At 64.7% G+C, this 275-nt stretch carries 1 protein-coding gene; it reads left to right on the forward strand.

The window, feature by feature from the left end:
* Positions 1 to 17 precede the first annotated feature (17 nt).
* Positions 18 to 275, forward strand: a 258-nt coding sequence (locus tag AC0IW9_RS30820) for a GNAT family N-acetyltransferase (protein WP_471652108.1), incomplete at its 3' end; no start/stop codon positions are given.

Raw genomic sequence — 275 nt, forward strand, 5'->3', positions numbered from 1 at the left:
CCGTACTCATCCGTCCCATGACCGAGGCGGATCTCGACGAAGTGGTGCAAATCGAATGCGCCGCCTTCAGCCACCCGTGGTCGCGCAAGCTATTCAGCGACGGCCTCAGCAGCTACGACTGCTGGGTGATGTTCGAGGGCGAGCGCCAGGTTGGCCATGCCGTGCTCAGCGTGATCATCGACGAAGCCCATCTGCTCAACATCACCGTGGCCCCGCACTGCCAAGGCCGGGGTTTGGGGCTGCTGCTGCTGGAGCGCCTGATGCAGCGCGCGCTC

This window comes from Belnapia sp. AC561 (assembly GCF_979252845.1).